Genomic DNA, 682 nt, shown 5'->3' on the forward strand with positions numbered 1-682 from the left:
GCATGATGGTGGTCGCAATCAGTCCATTGTAGTCAATGAAGGCTTCGGCCATCTCGTAGGTCTCGAAGACTTGCGCGCAACTCGGGATGAGCGAGTAGACGATACCGCTTTGGGTGCCTCCCAGAGTACCCTCGTTTATATAGTTGACGAAACCGGCGTCTTGGGCAAACAGCAGATAGGACATAATTCCTCCGTCGTTGTTGATGGAGAAACTATACGCTAGGTGGAAAATAATTGCAAGGCTGAGCACAAAAAGAAAAACCCCGCACGGGGCGGGGCTTCAAGGTTACGCGAGCGCAACCAACCGGCGATTAAGCAACAGCGGCTTTTCATGGGCCGCAAACGTCACACTAACGTGAGTGGGAGGGCACTGCGCGTCGTCTACCACGAGCCCGATACCATAGTCCGGGAAGACCTCGGCTGCTGCGCCAACCAACTTTACTCGATCACCTGCTTTCATACGTCATGCCTTTCTCAGAACAAAATAAAAAGACCGGACAAAGAACAGCAGGCAGAGAGCGGTGAAGGTTGCGAGGATCGGGGCTCCGTTCCATGCTAGATACACACAGTCAAGTGTGATTAGCACGGCCATTGCCCATACACGGACCTTCATCACAATCTGCTGATAGAAACGTTCCTCCGCAGAACTGAGATTTCGCATCGAAGACCCCAACACCCAACA

Annotated in this window: 2 protein-coding genes; both read right to left on the minus strand. The window is 52.5% G+C overall.

All coding sequences use genetic code 11. The features are described from left to right. Positions 1-184, minus strand: a 184-nt coding sequence (locus AC1RPQ_RS07710; protein WP_481762216.1) for a hypothetical protein, incomplete at its 3' end; no start/stop codon positions are given. Positions 185-463: 279 nt separating this feature from the next. After that, positions 464-682 (minus strand): hypothetical protein (locus AC1RPQ_RS07715; protein ID WP_481762217.1); only part of this gene is annotated, 219 nt, incomplete at its 5' end.

The organism is Dellaglioa sp. CoH-57-MRSF-21 (assembly GCF_056781915.1).